At 61.0% G+C, this 18641-nt stretch carries 18 protein-coding genes; 8 read left to right on the top strand and 10 right to left on the bottom strand.

The genetic code is table 11. The features are described from left to right. Positions 1–183: 183 nt before the first annotated feature. The 3 genes from BM346_RS13045 to BM346_RS13035 all read left to right on the top strand — a co-directional run bounded on the left by BM346_RS13045 (position 184) and on the right by BM346_RS13035 (position 1983). Entirely contained in the window at positions 184–525 is a 342-nt protein-coding gene (locus tag BM346_RS13045; protein ID WP_092014988.1) for a hypothetical protein, read from the top strand. A 183-nt stretch (positions 526–708) separates the two neighbouring features. Then, entirely contained in the window at positions 709–960 is a 252-nt protein-coding gene (locus BM346_RS13040) for a hypothetical protein (protein ID WP_092013885.1), read from the top strand. Positions 961–1080: 120 nt separating this feature from the next. Beyond that, positions 1081–1983: a haloalkane dehalogenase gene (locus tag BM346_RS13035; RefSeq protein ID WP_092013882.1), complete on the top strand. Its 903-nt coding sequence runs from the start codon at positions 1081–1083 to the stop codon at positions 1981–1983. A gap of 20 nt (positions 1984–2003) precedes the next feature. Here the strand turns inward: BM346_RS13035 and BM346_RS13030 are convergent, their stop codons facing one another. Beyond that, complete coding sequence (locus BM346_RS13030) at positions 2004–2789, bottom strand: acyl-CoA thioesterase (RefSeq protein WP_092013881.1); 786 nt, start codon at positions 2787–2789, stop codon at positions 2004–2006. Between the two features lie 360 nt (positions 2790–3149). Here BM346_RS13030 and BM346_RS13025 point away from each other — a divergent pair, with 360 nt between their 5' ends. Continuing rightward, positions 3150–4661: a DEAD/DEAH box helicase gene (locus tag BM346_RS13025; protein WP_092013878.1), complete on the top strand. Its 1512-nt coding sequence runs from the start codon at positions 3150–3152 to the stop codon at positions 4659–4661. Here the strand turns inward: BM346_RS13025 and BM346_RS13020 are convergent. The 4 genes from BM346_RS13020 to BM346_RS13005 all read right to left on the bottom strand — a co-directional run bounded on the left by BM346_RS13020 (position 4649) and on the right by BM346_RS13005 (position 7976). Beyond that, a complete protein-coding gene (locus BM346_RS13020; protein ID WP_092014985.1) occupies positions 4649–5161 on the bottom strand; it encodes a dihydrofolate reductase in 513 nt (170 codons plus the stop codon). The genes BM346_RS13025 and BM346_RS13020 overlap by 13 nt on opposite strands. A gap of 386 nt (positions 5162–5547) precedes the next feature. Continuing rightward, entirely contained in the window at positions 5548–6387 is an 840-nt protein-coding gene (locus BM346_RS13015) for a thymidylate synthase (RefSeq protein WP_092013875.1), read from the bottom strand. After that, a complete protein-coding gene (gene lgt, locus BM346_RS13010) occupies positions 6384–7172 on the bottom strand; it encodes a prolipoprotein diacylglyceryl transferase (protein ID WP_092013872.1) in 789 nt (262 codons plus the stop codon). Before lgt ends, BM346_RS13015 begins: the two co-directional genes overlap by 4 nt. 9 nt (positions 7173–7181) lie before the next feature. Then, positions 7182–7976, bottom strand: coding sequence for a sulfite exporter TauE/SafE family protein (locus BM346_RS13005; protein WP_092013870.1), 795 nt, complete (start codon positions 7974–7976; stop codon positions 7182–7184). Positions 7977–8070: 94 nt separating this feature from the next. Here BM346_RS13005 and BM346_RS13000 point away from each other — a divergent pair, with 94 nt between their 5' ends. The 4 genes from BM346_RS13000 (at position 8071) to dxs (ending at position 12160) form a co-directional block, all read left to right on the top strand. Continuing rightward, positions 8071–8853 carry an NRDE family protein gene (locus BM346_RS13000; RefSeq protein WP_092013867.1) on the top strand — a complete coding sequence of 261 codons (783 nt, stop codon included), beginning with the start codon at positions 8071–8073 and terminating at the stop codon, positions 8851–8853. A gap of 103 nt (positions 8854–8956) precedes the next feature. After that, complete coding sequence (locus BM346_RS12995) at positions 8957–9223, top strand: exodeoxyribonuclease VII small subunit (protein ID WP_092013864.1); 267 nt, start codon at positions 8957–8959, stop codon at positions 9221–9223. A 2-nt stretch (positions 9224–9225) separates the two neighbouring features. Beyond that, positions 9226–10128 (top strand): polyprenyl synthetase family protein, encoded by a 903-nt coding sequence (locus tag BM346_RS12990; RefSeq protein WP_092013862.1) that lies wholly within the window; start codon positions 9226–9228, stop codon positions 10126–10128. 103 nt (positions 10129–10231) lie between these two features. Next, positions 10232–12160, top strand: a complete 1929-nt coding sequence (gene dxs, locus BM346_RS12985) for a 1-deoxy-D-xylulose-5-phosphate synthase (RefSeq protein WP_092013859.1) — start codon at positions 10232–10234, stop codon at positions 12158–12160. Positions 12161–12286: 126 nt separating this feature from the next. On the opposite strand, the gene ribA is transcribed toward dxs, so the two are convergent. The 5 genes from ribA to secA form a co-directional block, all read right to left on the bottom strand. Continuing rightward, on the bottom strand, positions 12287–12898 hold the full coding sequence (gene ribA, locus BM346_RS12980) for a GTP cyclohydrolase II (RefSeq protein ID WP_092013856.1): 612 nt from the start codon (positions 12896–12898) through the stop codon (positions 12287–12289). Positions 12899–13022: 124 nt separating this feature from the next. Then, positions 13023–13511: a cyclic pyranopterin monophosphate synthase MoaC gene (gene moaC / locus BM346_RS12975; protein ID WP_092013853.1), complete on the bottom strand. Its 489-nt coding sequence runs from the start codon at positions 13509–13511 to the stop codon at positions 13023–13025. Then, positions 13508–14497 (bottom strand): Nudix family hydrolase, encoded by a 990-nt coding sequence (locus tag BM346_RS12970; RefSeq protein ID WP_092013850.1) that lies wholly within the window; start codon positions 14495–14497, stop codon positions 13508–13510. Before BM346_RS12970 ends, moaC begins: the two co-directional genes overlap by 4 nt. 1 nt (position 14498) lies before the next feature. Next, positions 14499–15719: a bifunctional glutamate N-acetyltransferase/amino-acid acetyltransferase ArgJ gene (argJ, locus tag BM346_RS12965; protein WP_092014982.1), complete on the bottom strand. Its 1221-nt coding sequence runs from the start codon at positions 15717–15719 to the stop codon at positions 14499–14501. 117 nt (positions 15720–15836) lie between these two features. Further along, on the bottom strand, positions 15837–18575 hold the full coding sequence (secA, locus tag BM346_RS12960) for a preprotein translocase subunit SecA (RefSeq protein WP_092013847.1): 2739 nt from the start codon (positions 18573–18575) through the stop codon (positions 15837–15839). Positions 18576–18641 lie beyond the last annotated feature (66 nt).

Here is an 18641-nt window from a genome sequence, read left to right as displayed (position 1 = left end):
GCCTTATACCCTAACCCGGTCGACTTGACCAGCCCGTGCCCGCCTCCTTCGTAATGGCCAGACGGAACGAGAGCGGGTTATAGTGATCGGTTAACGAATTGGCGGCAAGAAAAGGATGTGAGCAGAGCCTGTTTTCAGGGGCGCCATGGGGAACATCCTGCCGGATTGAAGGTCAGAGCCATCGTGACAGGTACCAAATTCAACGAAGAAACGGCATTACAGGCCGCCGAGACACTGGCTACGGTCCTCGCCGGTCGCACCCATCGCCGCAAGGTCATGGGACAGGAAGTGCTGGTTCCCGGGCAGCTGGGCGAGGCGCTCAAGCTGCCACAGCTGATAAACCGACTGCGCAGTCGCCACCAGCGCCAGCGGGACATGGCGGTGGAAGACTTCCAGATTCTCTGGGAAACCCTGTCTGACGCCACCCGTGACCAGGTTATCCGGAGACTCGGCTGGTACGACCCCCGGGAACTGGGCTGGGACGACAAGCGCTCCAACCGTCGGCCGCCCCTGCCGGATACCTGATCCAGACGATTCGCTGATCCGGCGCTCTGCCCCAGAGCGTATTGCTTGGGTTAAGTGAGTCAGCCATCCGAAGCATTGGATGCCCATGAACTGGCCAGACCCCGTGGATCGTATAAGCTTGTGTGTAAGGGACCTTTAAGTGTCACATTCAGGCCTTATTGTGTAATCAGCAAAGGAGCGATTATGAGCGAATACCAGGATTTCTTTACCGCACGGCTGGCGGAAAACAGCACGGTGCCCACCCTTCTGTGTGGTCACTGTCAGTCGATTCTGCCACCGAGCCGGATTTTCGAGAATCAGGGTGAAAACCGTTACGACCTGCCCTGCGATATTATCGGACTGTGTTCAGCGGACGATTGTGGTGCCGTTAACTGTTGCGACGAAGCCACGAAAAAGGCGGAAAAACAAAGAGCTGAGAACCGCATCGCGGTTTGATTCAAATCAATAACGCGCTGTTACGTAAAGCAAACACAAGAATCCATCATCTGCTCTAAGCTGGGCTCTAATCCGTCCACCTGGACGACACGCTTGCAATCAGCCAGAGCAGTCGATGGTATGCGTATTCTGAGAACCGACGATTCCCGATTCACGGATTTGCCGGACTTTCCCTACCCTCCCCGGTTCACCGACGTAGGCACTGGTGCGCCGCTGAGACTTCACCATGTCGACCATGGCCCGGCAGCCGCCTCCCCGGTGGTTATGCTCCATGGCGAACATGGCTGGTCGTATCTCTATCGACACATGATTCCCCTGCTTGCCGACGCCGGTTTGAGGGTACTCGCGCCGGACCTGATCGGCTTTGGCCGTTCCGACAAGCCGGCGAGTCAGCGTGACTACTCTTTTGAGCGCCACCTGGGCTGGCTTGAGCAATGGCTGGTCAAACTGGACCTGAAGCGGATAACCCTGGTGTGTCAGAATCGCACCTCACTGCTCGCTCTCGCGCTGGTGATGCGGCAACCGCAGAGGTTCAGCCGAATCATCACGGCTAATGCGGTCATCCCCTCGACCAAGGAAGACAGGCAACCCTCGATGAGCTGCCTGTTACAGGCATTCGCCCGTTACAGCCCTTGGTTTCCGGTGCCACAACTGATTCAGCTCGGCACCACACGGCCGCTTTCACGGGCGGAGCTTGCAGCCTTTGACGCCCCTTTTCCGGATGATGCCCACAAGGCAGGAGCCCGTTCCTTCGCCAGGGTTTTGCGGCACCATCATCAGGAAGAACTGAACCGCCAGCGGTTGTGGCGGTTCCTGGAGAACTGGCAAAAACCCTTCATCACCTGCTTCAGTGATTCCGACCCGGGCACTCGGGGCGGCCACATACGACTCCAGCGGCGTGTTCCGGGCGCCCTGGGGCAGCCCCACGTCACCCTGAAGGGGGGTCATTTCCTTCAGGAGGACGCCCCGGACAGCTTTGCCCGGGTCATCATCGATGCCTGCCGACCAAGCCTGGCAGCCTGACTCCGACATCTTTCGTCACGTCAGCCGAAGACCACGACGGTCTGCCGGCTGATGGCAACCAGCTCACCCTTGCGGTTCCATATTTCGGCGTGGATGTGGCCATAGCCCTCCCCGGCCTGATCGGTGGTTGCACGGTAAAGCAGCCACTCGTCCGGTTTCACTTCGGGTCTCGGATGTACCAGTTCCACCGACCAGGACAGGGAGCTCGCCGGCACCCGCTCAGTGAGGTGCTGCAGAATGGCCGCCGGCCAAGCATCAATCAGGCCAATCACACCGGCGTCGCCAAGCTCTGCCGGCGGCTCCCGGAACTGCATCCAGCCACCCATCTCACGGTGGTCCTTGCCACTGAAGGGCAATCCTCCGAAACACCAACGCATCTCGATGAACTGGGTAAAACTGGGCATGAGGCCTTCGATGTAGGGGGTGGGACGACAATCCTCTGGCGCGGGTGCCTCGGGCGCCGCCACGGGCGGAACCGTCACGGCCGACTCACGCCCGCCGCCATAACTCCCCAGTGCCACCAGGCGGGTGCTGCCATCCTGCACCATTCGCACCATGGTCTGACTGACCGCCTTGCCTTCACGCAGCAACTCCGCTTCCATCGTCACCGGCAGGTCCGGCTCCACCGGCCCCACGAAGGACACCTGCATGGCCCGCATGGGCCGACCCGGGGTAACCACCTCCTTCATCCGATCAAAGGCCAGGGCCCCAGTGAGCCCGCCAAAAGTGGCCCGCCCCTGCGCCCAGCTTTCGGGAATGATGAGTTGGTCACCGGCTGAAGCGGCAAGCAGTTCCTCAAAAGTCATGACAGGATCTCTCCGACAGGTAAAAAGTAAGGATGCGTATAATCGAAGCGAAAGACTGCCCCAAAGGCCGCCCTGAGACAAGTGCCACCGGCAATTACCTACCCCGGCTGACCCAGGGACGACTGTAAAATCCGGCAGCAAGCAGGTATACTCGTCGCCGTCATTGTCAGAACGATGACCAGATCCACCGGCGTCCCTATCTTCAGGTCCGCCAGTGACAGTACCAGCCGGGTTTACGGGGCAACGCTACCCCGACGCGCTCTGCCGGTAGCTTCAGGAGTCCTCGCACAGTCCAGAACCCTCTGCCAACATTAACGCAGCAGACGCAAGACTCCCTCACCCCGAATTCCAGGTAATTGAATGTCAGAACTATCCTTTGCTGAACTCGGCCTTGACCCGGCCGTGCTTGAGGCCGTCCGTAAGGTCGGTTATGAAACCCCGTCTCCCATCCAGGCCCAGGCCATCCCGATTCTGCTTGAGGGTCACCATCTGCTGGGGATTGCCCAGACCGGCACCGGCAAGACCGCAGCCTTTGCGCTGCCCCTGCTGAGCCGGATAGACGCCGATAATCTGTCACCCCAGATCCTCGTCCTCACTCCGACCCGTGAGCTGGCCATCCAGGTGGCCGAAGCCTTTTCCACCTATGCCAGCGGTTTTCGCCAGCTGCAGGTGGTACCCATTTATGGTGGCGCCGATTTCGCGCCCCAGCTCAAAGCCCTGAACCGGGGTGCCCAGGTCATCGTGGGCACGCCGGGCCGACTGCTGGATCACCTGCGTCGCGGCAAGCTGAAACTGGAAAACCTCAAGGCCCTGGTACTGGATGAAGCCGACGAAATGCTGCGCATGGGCTTTATCGACGATGTGGAGGCCATTCTTGCCACCACGCCGGCCAGCTGCCAGCGTGCGCTCTTCTCCGCCACCATGCCGCCAGCCATTGCCCGGGTCGCCAACACTTACCTGAGCGACGCCCGGGAAGTAAAGATCAAGAGCGAAACCCGCACAGTGGAGCGCATCGCCCAGTACGTGTTGCCCACCTTCGGCGAGCGCAAGCTGGATGCGGTCACCCGCATTCTCGAAGTGGAGCCGATTGACGCGGCCATTATCTTCGTGCGCACCAAGGCGGAAACCACCCTGCTGGCGGAAAAACTCGCCGCCCGCGGCCATTCCGTGGCGCCACTGAACGGCGATCTGAACCAGCGTCAGCGCGAGCAGACAGTTGAAGACCTGAAGCGTGGCAAGAAGGACATTATCGTTGCCACCGACGTCGCCGCCCGTGGCCTGGATGTGTCCCGGATCACCCACGTCATCAACTACGACGTGCCTTACGACAGCGAAGCCTACATCCACCGGGTGGGCCGCACCGGCCGTGCCGGCCGCGCTGGCAAGGCCATCCTGCTGGTGACTCCGCGGGAGCGCAGCTGGCTGCGCACCCTGGAGCGAGCGACCAACTCGCCTATGGAACCCTATGAGCTGCCGTCGCCCGCCGCCCTGCAGAAACTTCGCCAGGAGCAGTTCGAGAGCCAGCTGATGGGCTTCACGGAAGACGGCAAACTGGCCAAGGCAATGGGTCTGCTGGACGATATAGCCGAGCGCAACAACATTGACATGGCCATGCTGGCGGGCGCCATGGCCTGCTGGATGGAATCCGCCCAGCCTGGCTCCCTGCCCCTGGAGCAGCCTTCAGAGCTGCCGGTGCCGTCGGCCAATCCTCCGAAAAGGCATGGCGGCCCCGGCGGCAAACCCCGCGGTAATTTCCGAAAGGGTGGCCCCGGTGGAAAACCGGGTGGCTACCGCGGAAATAAGCCTGGCGGCAAGCCCGGCGGTAAGCGTGACGGCTTCAAGCCGGCCGGCAAGCGTCCTCAGTCCGACTGAGGACGCTGGTAGACCACAAAGCTGTAGTCGTAGGGATTGTGATCGGACGCGGAGAAATCCTCCCGTCCGATTTCCTGCCATTGGTCCAGGTCCACTTCCGGAAATAATGCATCGCCTTCCACCTCGGCGTGGACCTGGGTAATATACATCCGGTCGATTTCCGGCAGCACTGCCTCATAGATCTGGGCACCGCCGATCACCATCACCTCGTCAACTCCGTCCAGCATGGCCTGGGCCTCCGCTTTCCGGAAGGCCTCGTTCAGGGTTGCCACCCGGGCCACTCCCGGTGGCAGATCCAGCTCCCTTGAAGACACGACGACGTTAAGCCGTCCCGGCAGGGCCTTGCCAATGGACTCCCAGGTCTTGCGACCCATAATGATGGGCTTGCCCATGGTGGCCTGCTTGAAGTACTTCAGGTCCCCCGGCAGATACCACGGGAGCCTGTTGTTACGGCCGATGACCCGATTGCGGGACATGGCGACAATTAGTGCTTTTCTCATTTCCTTCGCCTTCATGGCATGGTGAAAGGTCAGCCACCGGGTAAGGCTTTCCGGAACACGCCGTGAATACGTCCATGTAGGCTCGACGAAAACATCCCTGTTTTCGACGGTTCCGGAGAGCCTCACCCGGCACCTGCCCCCGTACTATTCAGTTGGCCCTAAAGTAGCCAAAGTCAAAAACTGACGTGCCTTTCATTAGCTCAAGCTGTACGCCTGAAAAGCATGCTGAGAATTCTGGGCGCAGGAGTGGCCGGGGCCTTTTTCCGAAACCTTCGAAAAGAGGGACCTTTTCAAAGAGCCTACAGGGATGTACTTGCGGCGTGTTTCGGAAAAAGGCACCGGGTGCTCATGCGCGAGCACCCAAACATTCGGGCAAAGACAGGACCCTAGACGGCAATAGGCGCCTTAATCACGCCCTGAGGCTCATACCCTTCAATTTCGAAATCCTCATACTCGTATTCAAAAATCGAATCCGGCTTGCGCAGGAGCCGCAGTTTCGGCAGAGGACCAGGCTTCCGTTTAAGCTGCTCAAACACAATGTCATCAGTCAGGTGATTCTGGTAAATGTGGCAGTCGCCAAAAGTGTGCACAAACTCCCCTACTTCCAGATCACACTGCTGCGCCACCATATGAGTCAGCAGGCTGTAGGATGCAATGTTGAAAGGCACCCCCAGGAACAGATCCGCACTGCGCTGGTAGAGCTGACAGGAAAGCCGGCCGTCCGCCACGTAGAACTGGAACAGACAGTGACAGGGAGCCAGCGCCATGCGGCCCTCACGGGCGTTATCCTGGGGACCCATGGACTCGTCCGGCAGCTCCGCCGGATTCCACGCCGTGACAATGTGCCGCCGGGAATTGGGCTTGGTTCGGATCTGCTCGATGACCTCACTGATCTGATCCACCACCCGTCCGTCGGGGCACAGCCAGCTGCGCCATTGCTTGCCATAGATCGGACCAAGATCGCCATTGTCCAGCGCCCATTCATCCCAGATACTGACCTTGCGCTCCTTCAGCCAGTTGTTATCCGTCGACCCCTGAAGAAACCATAACAGTTCATAGATAATGCTCCTCAGGTGCACTTTCTTGGTGGTAACCAGCGGAAACCCCTGTTCAAGGTCAAACCGCAGCTGACGGCCGAACACCGAACGGGTCCCCACACCGGTCCGGTCGCCCTTGTCGGTCCCGTTGGCAACCACATCCCTCATCAAATCAAGATAGGCTTTCATGATCTTGCGCCCCTGTATGCAAATACCATCAGCAGAGCTCCGGCAATGACCATGGGCAGGGAGAGAATCTGGCCCATGGTCAGCCAGTCAAAGGCCAGGTAACCCAGTTGCGGATCCGGCTGACGGAAGAATTCGACAATGATCCGGAAACATCCGTACAGGATCAGAAACAGTCCCGAAACCGCCATGGTCGGCCGGGGCTTCGATGAGAATAGCCAGAGGATAACGAAAAGCGCCACCCCCTCAAGGGCGAACTGGTAAAGCTGGGAAGGATGCCGCGCCAGGGCATCCGGCGCCTGGGGAAACACCATGCCCCATGGCACATCGGTCGGCCTGCCCCAGAGCTCGCCGTTGATGAAATTGCCAATGCGCCCCGCGCCCAGGCCGACAGGCACCAGCGGCGCAACAAAATCCGCGATGCGGAAAAACCCACAGTTGAGCTTGCGACCGAACCACCACATCGCAAGCATCACGCCGATCAGGCCACCGTGGAACGACATACCCCCTTCCCAGACCCGCAACAGGGAGAGCGGGTCGGCCGCGAACTGGTCGAAATTGTAGAACAGCACATAGCCGAAGCGGCCCCCAAGAATGACCCCAAGGGCAATGTAGAACAACAGGTCTCCTACCTGCTCCTCATTCAGCGGTGTCCACTCCTTGCGGGCCCTGACCTTGCCCAGCCACCAGCCCACTGCAAAACCCACAAGATAGGTGAGACCGTACCAGTGAATCTTCAGGGGGCCGATCGAGATAGCGACCGGATCAAACTGTGGGTGTTTCAGCATTTCGGGACCTCAGAAAAGAAAGCGGATGCCCACCACCAGCAGAAGGATGGCAAACAGCCGCTTTAGCAGCATTCCATCCAGGCGGTGGGCCAGGAAAACCCCGACGCGGGCAAAAAACACGCTGGTCAGCACGATACCCAGAAGCGCCGGCAGATAGACAAACCCCATGGCAAGTTCAGGCAGCTCAGGCCGCCCCCAGCCGGTGAAAACATTGGTCACGGCACCGGCGATGGCAATAGGCAGTCCGCAGGCGGCAGAAGTCGCCACAGCCTGCTGGATTGACAGACTTCGCCAGGTCAGAAACGGGACCGTCAGAGTGCCCCCGCCGATACCAAAGATGGCCGAGGCCCAGCCAATGATCCCACCGGCACCGGTCAGCTCGGGCTTTCCCGGTAACGGGCGGGACTCCACAGGGTTGATACCCAGAAGCATCTTCAGGCCCACCAGGATGACAAACACCCCGATCACCAGTTCCAGCGCGGGCCCACTGAGCAGGGAGGCGGTCCAGCCTCCAAGCACCGCGCCCACCACGATGCCGACCGCCATGGGTCGGAAGAGTTCCCAGCGCACCGCTTTCTGGAGGTGATGCGAACGCACAGAGGCAATGGATGTGAACACGATGGTGGCCAGTGACGTGCCGACCGCCAGGTGAGCGACGATTTCGTTACTGATACCCTGGAGGCCAAAACTGAAGATCAGCACCGGCACGATCACAAGGCCGCCGCCAATCCCGAACAGGCCCGCCAGGGTGCCAGCCAGGGCGCCCAGGGCCATATACAGAGCAAATACCAGGATCAGGGACATGGATACCGCCCAACGTCTAAAATGAAAGCGTGTATCATACACAAAGGCCCTTCACGGGACATCGTCGTAAGTCACTTTCAGTCCGCGGAGCCCTATGTGCCTTATTCTGTTTTCCATTGACCAGCATCGCGAATTTCCCCTGGTGCTGGCGGCCAACCGGGACGAGTTCTACCATCGCCCGACCTCTCCCATGCACTGGTGGCCAGACCGCAATCTTCTGGCCGGCCGGGATGAGCAATCCGGCGGCACCTGGCTTGCGGTCTCTCCCGAAGGGCACATCAGCGCGGTCACCAACGTGCGGGAAGGGAACACGGAGGCAGGCCGTCTGACCCGGGGCAAGCTTCCCCTGCTTGCCCAGGAGCACTCCCGGGAGGAGGTCGGCCAGGAGCTGGCGGACACCGGAAGCCTGTACGCCGGCTTCAACCTCATTCATCTGACCCGCAGGGACGGCTGGTACTACAGCAACCGCGATGCTCATCCGGGCCGGACCCTTTACCGGGGCAGCTACGGGCTGAGCAATCACCTGTTGCAGAGCCCCTGGCCCAAACTGGTGCGACTGCGGGAACAGCTGCGCCAGACCCTGGCGGACTGCGATCCCGCCAGACCCGATGCGCTCCATGCCTCGCTGATTGACCAGCTCCACGACACCACGCCAGCGCCGGATCATCTGTTGCCGGACACGGGCCTGGAGCTGGCCCAGGAGCGCTTCCTGTCCTCGCCGTTTATCCAGTCCGATTATTACGGCACCCGGGCCAGTACTGTGGTAACGGTTCACCTCAGCGGTGACATTTATGTCACGGAGCAGGCCTGGGGCCGGGGTGGAACCAAAGGCGAGTGTCAAAGCTTCCATTGGGTCACCGGGGACCGCAAACGCTGACTGCGTGACCAATGGTTCGGCAGCGCCCGCAGCTCTGTTATACTGACGCTCGCTGAATGATCCCCGAGAACGTGACCTGCAGGTCCTGACGGAGTGCCCTACTATGGCGGATACCCCGGAAACCGCATCCATTGCCGATTTCGAGAAATCGCTGGCCGAACTGGAAAGCCTGGTCAAGGACCTGGAGCAGGGAGAGCTCTCCCTGGAGCAGTCCCTGGGCGCCTTTGAGCGTGGCGTTCGCCTGACCCGGGAATGTCAGCAGGCGCTGCGGCAGGCGGAGCAGCGCGTGGAGCAGCTGGTCGAGCGTGCGGATGGCAGCCTGGAAAGCCGGCCCTTCAGCCCGCCGCAGGACAGCGGGGAGCAAGGCTGATAATGCCCGACCGCTCCACTGAAAAATTCCTCGCGACCTGCGCCACTCTGACCGACACCGCCCTGAGCCAGCGCCTGCCTGCGGAGTCCCGTGAGCCCTCCCGGCTTCATGAAGCCATGCGCTACAGCGTGCTCGGTGGCGGTAAGCGTATCCGCCCCGCGCTGAGCATGGCCGCGGCCGTTGCCGTGGGGGGCAGACCCGAGCAGGCACTCATTCCGGCCTGCGCCCTGGAGCTGATTCACGCCTACTCGCTGATACATGATGACCTGCCGGCGATGGACGATGACGACCTGCGCCGCGGGCGGCCTACAACCCATATCGAATTCGACGAAGCGACAGCCATTCTCGCCGGAGACGCCCTTCAGGCGATGGCCTTTGACTGGCTGGCCAGTGAAGAAAGCCTGGACGCCAGCACCCGCCTGGCCATGGTTCAGCTTCTTGCCAAAGCCAGTGGCAGTGCCGGCATGGTAGGCGGGCAGGCCATTGACCTTGCGGCAGTCGGTCATCGGCTGACCCTTGAACAACTGGAACAGATGCACCGGTGCAAGACCGGCGCCCTGATCGAGGCGTCGGTTCGCATGGGCGTGCTTTCTGTCGTTGGAACCGGGGGCCGGGACATGGAGCAGGCCATGGAGCTTGACCGCTACGCCGGGGCAATCGGCCTCGCCTTCCAGGTACGGGACGACCTGCTGGATGTAGAGGGCGCCACCAGTGTCATCGGCAAGCCCCAGGGTTCCGACCAGGCCCGCGCGAAACCCACCTTCCCGGCGCTTATGGGGGTTGACGGAGCCCGTACTTACCTTGCCACACTGCTGGCCCAGTGCCAGGAGAACCTGGCTGGTTTCGGCCCGGAGGCGGATACCTTGAGGGGCATGGCAGAGTTCGTGGTGTCACGACGGTACTGAAACCGGCCGCACCCTTCCCTATAATGAATTTTTGGGCCGTAGCAGTCGCCAACCGGACTGACCACGACCAGACTATCAAAGTCACCGATACAAGACCGGACGCATGCAGGACACATACATTTTCAAGGAAATTCCCGCCCAGAGGCCCCACACGCCTTTGCTGGACCGGGTCGACACGCCCGATCAGCTGCGCCTTCTGACCGAGGAAGAACTTCCGGCGCTGGCCCGGGAACTGCGTGCGTTCCTGCTTTGGACGGTGGGTCAGAGCGGCGGCCATTTCGGCGCCGGTCTTGGCGTACTGGAACTGACCGTTGCCCTGCACTACGTATTCAATACGCCGGAAGACCGGCTGGTATGGGACGTGGGTCATCAGGCCTACCCCCACAAGATTCTCACCGGCCGCAGGGAGCAGATGGGCACCATCCGTCAGAAAGGCGGGCTAGCCGGCTTTCCCAAGCGCTGCGAGAGTCAATACGACACCTTCGGCGTGGGCCACTCCAGCACCTCCATCAGCGCCGCTCTGGGCATGGCGCTGGCGGCGAAGCAACAGCAATCCGGACGCCGCAGCATTGCGGTCATCGGCGACGGCGCCATGACCGCAGGCATGGCTTTCGAGGCTCTCAACCATGCCGGGCACCTGGACGCCGACATGCTGGTGATCCTCAACGACAACGACATGTCCATCTCCAAGAACGTGGGCGGTCTGTCCAATTACTTCGCCCGCCTGCTCTCCAGCCGCGCCTACAACCAGATGCGGGACAGCGGCAAACGGGTGCTTCAGGCAGCGCCACCGCTGATGGCACTGGCGCGGCGGACAGAGGAGCACTTCAAGGGCATGATCGCGCCCGGTACGCTGTTCGAGGAGCTGGGCTTCAACTACATCGGCCCCATTGATGGCCACGACCTGCCACTGCTTCTGGAAACCCTGGAGAACATCCGCGAACTCAACGGACCGCAGTTTCTCCACGTGGTAACCCGCAAGGGCAAGGGTTTCGCACCGGCGGAGAGTGACCCCATTGGCTACCATGCCATCAACAAGATCGAACCGGTGCCGGCCAGTAAGCCAGAACCAGTGAAACCGAAGCCCAAGCGTCCCAAATACGCCAATGTGTTTGGCCAATGGCTATGCGATGCGGCGGAACAGGACGAGCGCGTGATCGGCATTACCCCCGCCATGTGTGAGGGCTCCGACCTGCTGGCGTTTTCCGAGAAATTCCCGGATCGCTACCACGACGTTGCCATCGCCGAACAGCACTCGGTGACTCTGGCGGCGGGCCTGGCCTGCGATGGCGCCAAGCCGGTTGTCGCTATTTACTCCACGTTCCTGCAGCGAGCCTACGACCAGTTGATCCACGACGTGGCCATCCAGAATCTGGATGTGCTCTTTGCCATCGACCGCGCAGGCCTGGTGGGTGAAGACGGGCCGACCCATGCCGGCGCCTTCGATCTCAGCTATCTGCGCTGCATTCCCAACATGGTGGTGATGACCCCGTCAGATGAGAATGAGACCCGCCAGTTGCTGCAGACCGGGCTGATGCACGAGGGTCCCGCGGCAGTCCGCTACCCCCGGGGCACTGGTCCCGGAGCGGTCATCGAACAGGAGCTGAAGCCCATGCCCATCGGCCGTGGCCGTGTTGTGCGCGAGGGCGAGTCTGTGGTGATCCTGAACTTTGGCACCCGTCTCTCCGCAGCGCTGCAGGCAGCGGAGAGCCTTGGCGCCACCGTGGCGGACATGCGTTTCGTGAAGCCCCTGGACGAAACCCTGGTGACGGAACTGGTGGCTTCCCACGAGGTGGTGGTGACCCTTGAGGAAAATGCCATCGCCGGTGGCGCTGGCAGCGCGGTGACGGAGTTCCTGAACCGGGAAGGCATCGCCAGGGCAGTGCTGCAACTGGGTCTGCCAGATCATTACGTGGACCACGGCAAGCCCGATGAGCTATTGGCGGAAGTGGGGCTGGACGCCGCCGGTATCGAGGCTTCGATTCGTCGGCGTCTTGGTTCCGGCAAGCCCGAACTCAAAGCAGCCCCCTGAGTCCCCCCCAGCCGGTCGGGAGATCGGGTGAGGTGTAGGGGCTTTCGGACGGCGACATGGATGCCGCCGAAGCAAGGCCGGTCTATGGATGGGCCGTGAATTGCGGCGGAGGAAGTTCCCCCACCTTTACGCCGGATCGTCGTCCTGATGGGTTTCCAGCCAGTGACCCAGCTTGCTCTGCTTAGTATTGAGATAATGTTCATTATGGGGGTTGCGGCCCACATGAATGGCGACCCGCTCCACCACATCTATACCCAGGGAGCGCAACGCATCGACCTTGCGTGGGTTATTGGTCATCAGTTTGAGACTGCGAATGCCCAGGTGGCCCAGCATGTCCTTGCACATGCTGTAATCCCGCAGATCAGCGGCAAAGCCCAGACGCTCGTTGGCCTCTACCGTATCGGCACCCTCGTCCTGAAGCTTGTAGGCCCGGATCTTGTTCAACAGACCGATGCCGCGCCCTTCCTGACGCAGATACATCAGGATACCCCGGCCCTCCCGGGCGATACTGCGCAGCGCGGCTTCCAGCTGGTAGCCGCAATCACAACGCATGCTGTAGAGGGCATCTCCGGTCAGACACTCGGAATGGGTGCGCGCCAGCATGGGCTCGTCGCTTTCCAGATCTCCAAGGGTCAGGGCGATATGCTCCTTGCCGGTGTCCGGCTCCTCAAAACCGTGCATGTCAAAAACGCCGAAAGGAGTGGGCAGGCGACAGGTCTGGACGTAGCGAACAGCCACAGTGGTTCCTCATGAATCATTTTGCGATAAGCCGGCCATTCTAGCAGATGGCGACCGGCCGTCGTAGTTTAAGATGGGTAGTAGCTCTACGACGGCAGCGGGGCATCGGATGTTCCCTGTTGGCTCAGGCGTCCCGCTCCTCGGCCTGCCAATGGCCACTGCGGCCACCCTTCTTTTCCAGCAACCTGACTCCGGTAATCTCCATAGCCTTGTCGACGGCCTTGCACATGTCGTACAGGGTCAGAGCCGCAACACTGACGGCGGTAAGCGCCTCCATTTCCACACCGGTCTGGCCCGCCAGCTTGCAGCGTGCCTCGATGTGAACGGAGGAGGGGGTGTCCTGCGGGGTCAGCGCCAGCTTGACCGACGTGAGGTTGAGTGCGTGGCACAAGGGGATCAGATCGTGGGTTTTTTTGGCGGCCATGATGCCCGCTACCCTGGCCACTGCCAGTACGTCCCCTTTCGGGTGCTCGCCCTCAACGATCATGGCCAGGGTCTTCGCATCCATCAGAATTCGACCTTCCGCTATCGCTTCACGCTCGGTTACGTCCTTGGCGGTCACATCCACCATACGGGCGGCGCCCTGGTCATCAAGATGGGTCAGTTTGCTCATGGTGTCTCCTGTATGAATCCATTGCCGATGGCCTGCCACCACCAGGAAATTCCGGCGATACCCTGCCCACCGGCACTCTTCGCCAACGCCACCTGGTCTGGCGCGGTGCCGCCAAGGGCATACACCGGGAGCGTGGCCTGTTCGGTCATGGCGGCGAACCCATCCCAGCCCATGCCCCTGGCTTGCGGATGGGAGGGCGTCGGCAGCACCGGCCCGAGAGTGGCATAGTCGGCTCCGATAATGGCGGCGTGGTCAAGCTCCTCCCCGCTATGGCAGGATACGCCGAACCAACGGTCGGCGGGAACCGGCCGTTCCACCAAGACCACCGCCCGACGCCAACTCAGGTGGAGTCCGGCAACCGGCAGGGCCTGTGCCAGCTCTATGTGGTCATGAACCAGCAATCCCCTCGCCTGGCCTCCTCCGGTCTCGATACACCCTGTAACCACCTCAGCGTAGGCCGCTGGCGGCAGCGATGGCAACCGCAGCACGATGAGCTCCGGTTGTGCAGTGACCCGGGAAGACGCGAGGCATGTGAGCGCCTCATGAACATTTTCGTGGTTCCCGGTGATCGCCAGCCGATCAGGCAGCCGAAGGGCAGAGATAATAGGGCGATTGGCGACCGGAAACGCCTCCGGGCTCAATTGCTCCGGCGCCAGCCAGAACACCGGCTGACCCTCGAGCCCACTGGGCTCACCAACCGCCCCGTGGACCTGCCACACATCCAGCAGCACTTCCTTGTCGCCGTAGTCGTGGCGAATCCTGATCAGCGGCGTCATGCTCGCCGGGTCCACCTTGACGGCCGTCTCCTCCAGCAACTCCCGGGCCAGGGCATGCTGGACGCTCTCCCCGGCTTCCACCTTGCCCCCGGGAAACTCCAGCAAGCCGCCCTGGTGCGCATGCTCCGGCCTCCGCGCGACGAGTACCCGGCCTCTTCGCCAGACTACCCCGACCGCGACGTGGACAAGTTTTCCGCCGCCAGGGGTCACATCAGCTCCGGTACTCAGCGTTGATGGTGACGTAGTCGTGGGAGAAGTCACAGGTCCAGACCGTCTCTTCAATACGCCCGCGCTTGAGATCGATACGAATAGTGATATCTTCCCTGTTCATCACGGCCTGACCCCGCTCCTCGGTGTAGTCATCGGCGCGGCCGCCATTGCGCACCAGGCAGACATCACCCAGATAGATTTCGATGGCCTCCAGATCCAGCGACTCGACTCCGGCGCGGCCCACGGCTGCCAGAATGCGCCCCCAGTTGGGGTCGGAAGCGAACAGAGCGGTCTTCACCAGTGGTGAATGGGCTACCGTGTAGGCCACGTCCAGCGCCTCCCGCTGACCGGCGGCTCCGGTCACCTCTATGGTGATGAATTTGGTGGCTCCCTCCCCATCCCGGACAATAGCGTGGGCCAGCTCCAGGTATACTTCCTCCAGCGCCTGTCGCAGGGCGGGGTAATGTTCGCTCTCAACGGTTGCGGCCCCCACTTCTGCTTCGCCGGTGGCAATCAGCATGCAGGCATCATTGGTGGAAGTATCGCCGTCGATGGTAATGCGGTTGAAGGACTTCTCTCCCAGCTCGGAGCCCAGCTTCTGCAACACGTTCTGCCCAATGGCCGCATCGGTGGCGATAAAGCCAAGCATGGTGGCCATGTTGGGGCGGATCATGCCGGCTCCCTTGCTGATGCCGGAAATGGTCACGGTCCTGCCGTCAATCTCCAGTCGCCGTGACGCTCCCTTGGGACGGGTATCCGTGGTCATGATCCCGTTCGCCGCCGCAGTCCAGTTATCCGGGGCAAGGTTGGCAATGGCATCCGGCAGGGCGGCAGTGATTTTTCCCACCGGCAGGGGTTCGCCAATCACCCCGGTTGAGAACGGCAACACCGCGTCCGCCCGGACACCAGCCGCCCTGGCCAGTGCTTCGCAGCAGGCATTGGCGTCCTGCATGCCCCGGGCCCCGGTCCCGGCGTTGGCGTTACCTGTATTGATCAGCAGATAGCGGGGTTCACCCTCGCTCAGGTGCTTGCGGGCAACATGCACGGGCGCCGCACAGAACTGATTGGTGGTGAAAATCCCTGCCACGCGGCTTCCCCGGGAAAGCTCAATGAGTACCACGTCCTTGCGGCCCGGTTTCTTGATGCCGGCGCTGGCGACACCCAGCCGGACTCCGGCCACCGGGCAAAAATTATCGGGCAACGTTGCGGGACCTACCGCCATAGCTTCCTCCATTTGACCGGCTCCTCGCCGGTCTGGTCAGTCTGTATCTGTGAATAAAAAACCCGCAGCCCCGGAAATCGGAGGTGCGGGTCTCTGTCGGCCAGGGCAGCGGTGGTATCAGGCAACCTTACCGCAGCACTGCTTGTATTTCTTACCGGACCCGCAGGGACAGGGCTCGTTCCGGCCCACCTTTCGTTCCTGTCGGACGAAGGTTTCCGGTATCGCGCCCTGCGCTCTCTGGGCTTCGGCCTCTTCATCCCGGGGTTGGGTGGCGCTGGTCTGGTCATGGCGCATACGGGCCGCCGCCAGCTCCTTCTCCAACTGCTGCTGACGCTGACGCTCGAGCTCCTCCATTTCCTCGCGGCTCTGAACCTTCACATGACACAGCACCCGGGTGATGTCCTGTTTCATGGTCTCCAGCATGGTCTCAAAAAGGTTGAACGCCTCGCGCTTGTACTCCTGCTTTGGATTCTTCTGGGCATAACCACGCAAGTGGATGCCACGGCGCAGATGATCCATATTGGACAGGTGCTCTTTCCAGAGGGTGTCCAGTACCTGCAGGAAGACCTGCTTCTCGAACTTCCGCATGGACTCGGTGCCGACCACTTCCTCCTTCGACCGGTAGGCCTTGACGATTTCGTCCAGTATCCGCTCCCGGAGTTTTTCCTCGTAGAGCTTGTGGTCTTCCTCGAGCCATTGCTGTATCGGCAGATCGATCCCCATCTCCGAGGACAGGTGGGCCTCCAGTCCAGGCACATCCCACTGCTCCGGCATGCTCTGGGGTGGAATGAATTCGCTGATGGCTTCCTCGACCACATCAGCACGGATGCTGTCGATCATTTCGGAGACATCCTCGGAAGCCATCACTTCGTTACGCTGGTCGTATATCACCCTGCGCTGGTCATTGGCGACATCATCGTATTCCAACAGGGTCTTGCGCATGTCGAAGTTGCGGCCTTCCACCTTGCGCTGGGACTTTTCGATGGCATTGGTCACCATTCGATGCTCGATGGCCTCGCCCTTTTTCATCCCCATGGCCTGCATGATGTTCTTCACCCTGTCCGGAGCGAAGATGCGCATGAGGTTGTCTTCCAGGGACAGGAAGAAACGGGACGAACCCGGGTCGCCCTGGCGACCGGCGCGGCCCCGGAGCTGGTTGTCGATCCGGCGGGATTCGTGGCGCTCAGTACCGATGATGTGCAGGCCACCGGCGGCCAGCACCTGCTGATGCCGCTCGTCCCACTCGGTCTTGATCCTGTCGATCTGGTCCTGGGTGGGATTTTCCAGAGAGGCAACTTCGGTTTCCCAGTTTCCACCGAGCATGATGTCGGTACCACGACCCGCCATGTTGGTGGCAATGGTGACCGCCCCGGGACGACCCGCCTGGGCGATGACATGAGCCTCGCTCTCGTGGTGCTTGGCGTTAAGTATCTTGTGCTCGATACGGGCTTTCTTGAGCAGCGATGACAGAACCTCAGAGGCTTCTACGGAAGCCGTACCCACCAGTACCGGCCTGCCCTCGGCGGTCACATCCTTGATCTCATCAATAATGGCGTGGAATTTCTCTTCCTGGGTGAGATAGATGAGGTCGTTGTAGTCGATACGCTGGATGGGCTTGTTCGGCGGAATCACCACCACGTCGAGGCCATAAATCTGGCGGAACTCGAAAGCCTCGGTATCGGCGGTGCCGGTCATGCCGGCCAGCTTGTCGTACATGCGGAAATAGTTCTGGAAGGTGGTGGAGGCCAGGGTCTGGCTCTCCGCCTTGATATCGACCCCTTCCTTTGCCTCGATGGCCTGGTGCAGGCCCTCGCTCCAGCGCCGGCCCGGCATGGTGCGGCCGGTATGCTCGTCAACGATCACCACCTGCCCATCCTGCACCAGATAGTCCACCTCACGATGGAACAGATGATGGGCCCGCAGCGCGGAGTGAACGTGATGGAGCAGGCTCAGGTTCGCGGCGGAATAGAGGTTTTCTCCCTCCTTCAGCAGGCCCCGGCTGAGCAGCAGCTCTTCCACCTTCTCATGACCGGCTTCCGTGAGTTCCACCTGACGGGATTTCTCGTCAATGGTGAAGTCACCCGTGGGCTCACCCTCTTCGGGTACCTCGCCCTTCTCCAGTGAGGGAATAAGGGTATTGATCTCACGGTACATCTTGGAACTGTCTTCCGCGGCACCGGAAATGATCAGGGGGGTCCGTGCCTCGTCGATCAGGATGGAGTCCACCTCATCCACGATCGCATAGTTCAGGCCGCGCTGGACTTTGTCGCTCATGCTGAACGCCATGTTGTCGCGCAGATAGTCGAAACCGAATTCGTTGTTGGTGCCGTAGGTAATGTCGGCCTGGTAGGCCGCACGCTTCTCTTCCGGCGGCTGGCCCGATACCACCACCCCCACGGTCATGCCCAGGAACCGGTAAAGTTTGCCCATCCACTCCGAGTCCCGGCGCGCCAGGTAATCGTTGACAGTGACTACGTGAACGCCCAGACCGGCCAGGGCATTGAGATAAACCGCCGCGGTTGCCACCAGGGTTTTACCCTCACCGGTCTTCATTTCGGCGATATGACCTTCATGGAGGGTCATGGCGCCAATCAGCTGAACATCAAAATGGCGCATTCCCATCACGCGACGGCTGGCTTCGCGAACCGTGGCGAAGGCTTCCGGCAGCAGCTGGTCGAGGGTCTCCCCTTTTCCAAGGCGATCCCGGAACTCGACGGTCCTGGCCTGCAACTGATCGTCGGACAGCCCGGTGAGCGCTTCCTCAAGCTCGTTGATACGCAATACCACCTTGCGCATCCGTTTGACCTCGCGGACATTTTTACTACCGAACATCTTGGTTGCAAGCTTCGTGAACATAGACCACTGCTTCTTTGATTAAACGGAGGAAGCCGGCATTCTAACCTTATTTTGCAAGAGGACAAA

This window comes from Marinobacter daqiaonensis, from assembly GCF_900115285.1.
Taxonomy (GTDB): Bacteria; Pseudomonadota; Gammaproteobacteria; order Pseudomonadales; family Oleiphilaceae; genus Marinobacter; species Marinobacter daqiaonensis.
This window is presented reverse-complemented; position numbering and strand designations above follow the sequence as displayed.